The following is a 4,309-nucleotide window of genomic DNA, read 5'->3' on the forward strand; positions in this document are numbered from 1 at the left end:
GGTACTATAATAATAAAAGAATTAAAGCAAAATTAAAAGGATTGAGTCCGGTTCAATTCAGACTTCAATCCTGTTGTGTAGCTTGAAAATTTTGTCTAACTTTTTGGGGTCAGTACAAAAAGAGCAGTTAAACTATGCCCAGGCAAATAATGAACCGACACTCAAACATAAAAACAAAAAGAAAAAATAAAGATCAAAAGCAGTCCCTTGCACGGAGCTGTTTTTTTGTTTGCGGAAAGGAGAGAAAAGTATGACTATCCGTGATATATTGAAAGCAGAGTCTTTGACTGAATTACTGATCGCAATAGACGACTTCTGCAAGGAAGCAATTGTAAGGGATAACGATGATGTGTGTATGGAGCTGAAAGAAAGGCTTGATTGTGCAGACGGAAATGATTATTTTATAATTCTTTCGTCATATATGGCTGCGTCAGATAACGGCGATGAGGTCGTAGATGCCCGTGCGAGTTTGCGGCGAATTGCAGGACTTTTGAGGAGCCGGAGGACGTACAACCGAACAAATGACAAAAGAGAAATTTGAGGCGGTTTTGGACGAATGCGAGACAAAATGTGCGGCGGCAAGCTGCATAGAAACGGTGTGCAGCATAAATATCGCTGAAATCCCGATGCAGCAGAAAAAGATAGAGAACATGCTTGTTAAAAAGCATAATGCTTTTAATGTTTTGTTGCCTAAACTGTGTGTTCACGAGGACAGGGAAACATATATCTCAAATCTGTTAGGCACTATGATATATGCGGTTATAAGTGCAAAGCTTTCGCCTCAATATATTTTGCAGGAGATATATAGATACATTCCGGAAAGCATAAAATATAACAAAAGCATCAAAGAACTATTCTGTATGTATTTCAGACGAGTGTTGAGATACAAAAGCCGAAAACCGGGCATTTATACGCATTTTGATGAGCATATGCAAAATGTTATTGTGATGGAATTCTATAAAAGAATTATAGCAAAATGTTTTGAAAACCTATATGACGGTGATTGATATGCAAAGCGGATCATCCGAATTATGGGATAAGCAAAAATTCGACACAAAAAAATTGTATATATCGTGAATTGATTTTTGTTTTAATTTATGGTATACTACTAACATGGATGTGAGTTGCTTTAAATTGAGATTTTAATTATGGCGAATTCGCCATAATTAAAAAAGAAGGTGTTATAATGAAAAAGATACAGGTTAATGGAACTGAAATAGCGGTATAGCAAATAAACAATGAGGATTTTATTTGTATCACAGATATGCTGAAAGCCAAAGACGGAGATTTCTTTATCACCGATTGGTTAAGAAATAGAAACACTTTGGAGTATATAGATAGGCACATGGGAGAAAGTTTATAATCCAAATTTTAATTTTGATGAGTTTAATCTTATTACAAATCGTTCAGGGCTTAATAGTTTTAAAATAAGTGTTAAGGAATTCGTAGAGCGAACAAATGCGATATCAATTGTTGCGAAAGCAGGAAGATACGGCGGCACATATGCTCATAAGGATATAGCTTTCGAGTTTGCTATGTGGATAAGTCCCGAATTTAAGATTTATATTGTAAAGGAATTTCAAAGACTTAAAGCTGATGAACAAAAGATGATTGGCTGGTCGGCAAAGAGAGAGTTAGCAAAAATAAATTACAGGATACATACCAATGCTATAAAAACAATCTGATACCGGCTCAACTTACAACTGCACAGATATCTGTAATATACGCAGATGAAGCCGATGTATTGAATATGGCGTTGTTCGGTAAAACGGCAAAGCAGTGGAGAAGTGAAAATCCGGATAAAAAGGGCAACATACGTGATGATGCAAGTATCAACGAGTTGATATGTTTATCAAACCTTGAAAATATTAATGCGATGTTTATAAATGAGAATATTCCGCAGTCTGAAAGGCTGATTAAGCTAAATCAAATAGCAATTCATCAAATGTCGGTGTTGCAGGAAGTTGAAAACCGCAAATATTTGAAGTGACATGTGCAACCCCGGCGAGAAATATCTTAAACTCCTCAAAAAGTATGGGTTGGGAACAAAAGAAGATAATGTCCCAATAAAATTGGAAAAAATCATTAGAGATAGATTGTTGTCTATGGACTATGATCAGAAGAAAATCAAGCGTGCGATACAAATTGTTTCAATCATTGCAGATAACAAAAATGTATCAATGGAGGATATAGCAAAAAATATAGGCGTTAATTCGAGAACAATAAAAAGAGATATTGATGCTCTTAAAGAAATTGGTGTACTTGATCGAGAAGGCTCAAGAAAAACAGGATAATTAGCATAGAATAAATAAAAAAGTGCCTGCATCTATAATGAACGCGAAAGCCACAAAAATCCAATAGCATATGGCTGTTGGATTTTTTTGTATATTTATTTTCTGATACAAAAGGAAAAGCACATCTATTGTTGTCTAGTTGACTAATAATAGATTTGTATATATAATGGTAACGACAAAAGAATGGAAAACATTCATTAAATCAATTTCTGTTAGAATGCTTTTACAATAATTGAGAACTACACCCAAGACAAATGCAGAAAGAATGAAAATAAAATAATTCTTGTTATGGGGAGGTTGGGCAGGGTAAATCAATCTTGTCAAAAAATATCGGCAAAAATGGAATTGCCCTTCATCCATCTAGGTAAAATGCTTTGGGAAAAGGTGGATGCGAGGGCAAAACAAGAGTTTGATTCCTTATTGCTTTCTGCATTGAAAAAAGGATTATTGACGGTCATTACGAAAGAAACATATCTCTTCGTTTCTTATATTCTGGCATAATTGTGGTTTTGATTATTGTAACATCGTTCTGAATAAGCTGTCATGCGGTCTCTAACTGATTAACAAATATACAAAGGGAGTGTGTTGGAGTCTTTCTAAAACTATTGACTGGTAGGAGAATAGAATCAACCCACAGTATCTCTAATAGTATAGCATACAGACATTGAAGAAGGGCTATAAATACTACTGTTTATAACTGCGGGCAAGATGTCTCCCGCTTTTTAAGGCGGCGGGCTCCATATCCGCAGTCAGCGGGAGATTGTACTCCCGCTGACTGCGGCACTGCTATGCAGTGTTCTTATCCTCGTTGAATGACGGGACAAGCCCTTATTGAATACGAGGTGAAAATCATGGAGTTTAGAAAAATATTCGATACAATTCCAGAACAGTTTGATAAGTACAGGCCTCGATATAGTGAGGAATTGTTTGCAGATTTGATTTCCTATGCAGAGATTAAACCAGGCAAGAAAGTATTGGAACTCGGTCCGGGAACGGGAAAGGCTACAGAACCTATTTTAAATACTGGATGTTCTTATCATGCTATTGAACTTGGCGAGCATTTGACTGATATGATGAAAAGCAAGTATGGAAAGTGTACAAACTTTGATATTGTTAACGCTGACTTTATCGCACATGATTTTGGAAATCAGAAATTTGATATGATTTATTCCGCAGCAACCATACAATGGATTCCAGAGGATATAGCCTTTCAGAAAACGTTTGATTTATTAAAGCCAGGCGGAGTACTTGCAATGCTTTTAACAAAAGCGGACTATAAAACGCCGAACGAAAAACTTTACAATAAGATACAGCAAGTTTATTCTGCTTATTTTAAACCCGATATAGAATATAAACATGGTTCGTTTGTTTATTCAAATGCTGTAAATTATGGGTATGTAGGTTTTGAAAAGCGTGAATATCATGGTAAGCGAGAGCTTACAACAGATGAATATGTTGCCTTTTGCGGAACACATTGTGACCATATTGTACTTTCTGAACCATATAAGAGTAATTTTTATGACGGTATTAGAGGTGCAGTAAATGAAACGGGAGGAAAGGTTATATTTCTTGACACATATGAGATGTACTTGACGAAAAAGCCTCTTTGATGATATTTAGAAGCAGAAGGAACAAATTTTAATTTGCTTAAGGGCTTGGGATACTCTCAACCAAGCAAAAACCGTTCTTTCTGTAAAAGACAGAAATGAGGGAAAAGGTATAAATAACTTGCCCTAATAGTTTTAGTATCTGAAAAGCCTTTACTTGCAAGACTTATTGACCTCTAGTGTGTAACATAGTGGAGTAAAAACAGAGGTTAATCTGCCTTTGCGAGCGTAATAACATACATCCGACGATTATGTGCATCGCCGGATGTAATGAATCTCCATTTCCAAAGAGTCTTTTACAAAGATTGTGTAAACCTCCAAACAGGTATATAATAAATACTGAGTTTGGAGGTTTTACTATGCCAAGAAGAAAAAGAACGCCGGAGGAAATCGCACGCAAAGCAAAAG

General features: G+C 35.8%; 7 protein-coding genes. All 7 read left to right on the forward strand.

Going from position 1 to position 4,309, the window contains the following annotated elements; genetic code table 11:
- Positions 1-86: IS3 family transposase (locus KQI32_RS12945; protein ID WP_216426003.1), on the forward strand; the 86-nt coding region annotated here is incomplete at its 5' end.
- A gap of 164 nt (positions 87-250) precedes the next feature.
- Positions 251-541, forward strand: coding sequence for a hypothetical protein (locus tag KQI32_RS12950; RefSeq protein ID WP_216425998.1), 291 nt, complete (start codon positions 251-253; stop codon positions 539-541).
- Between the two features lie 690 nt (positions 542-1,231).
- Positions 1,232-1,363, forward strand: coding sequence for a KilA-N domain-containing protein (locus KQI32_RS13705; RefSeq protein WP_374197089.1), 132 nt, complete (start codon positions 1,232-1,234; stop codon positions 1,361-1,363).
- Between the two features lie 100 nt (positions 1,364-1,463).
- Positions 1,464-1,685, forward strand: a complete 222-nt coding sequence (locus KQI32_RS13710) for a KilA-N domain-containing protein (RefSeq protein ID WP_374197090.1) — start codon at positions 1,464-1,466, stop codon at positions 1,683-1,685.
- A gap of 59 nt (positions 1,686-1,744) precedes the next feature.
- Entirely contained in the window at positions 1,745-1,990 is a 246-nt protein-coding gene (locus tag KQI32_RS13715) for a hypothetical protein (protein ID WP_374197088.1), read from the forward strand.
- A 49-nt stretch (positions 1,991-2,039) separates the two neighbouring features.
- Positions 2,040-2,294, forward strand: a complete 255-nt coding sequence (locus tag KQI32_RS12960; protein ID WP_216426000.1) for an HTH domain-containing protein — start codon at positions 2,040-2,042, stop codon at positions 2,292-2,294.
- 851 nt (positions 2,295-3,145) lie between these two features.
- The gene (locus KQI32_RS12965) at positions 3,146-3,904 is read left to right on the forward strand and encodes a class I SAM-dependent methyltransferase (RefSeq protein ID WP_216426002.1); all 759 of its coding nucleotides are present in this window, start codon (positions 3,146-3,148) and stop codon (positions 3,902-3,904) included.
- Positions 3,905-4,309: the final 405 nt, after the last annotated feature.

Origin of the sequence: Acetivibrio sp. MSJd-27 (genome assembly GCF_018918095.1) — a bacterium.
GTDB lineage: Bacteria > Bacillota > Clostridia > UMGS1840 > HGM11507 > HGM11507.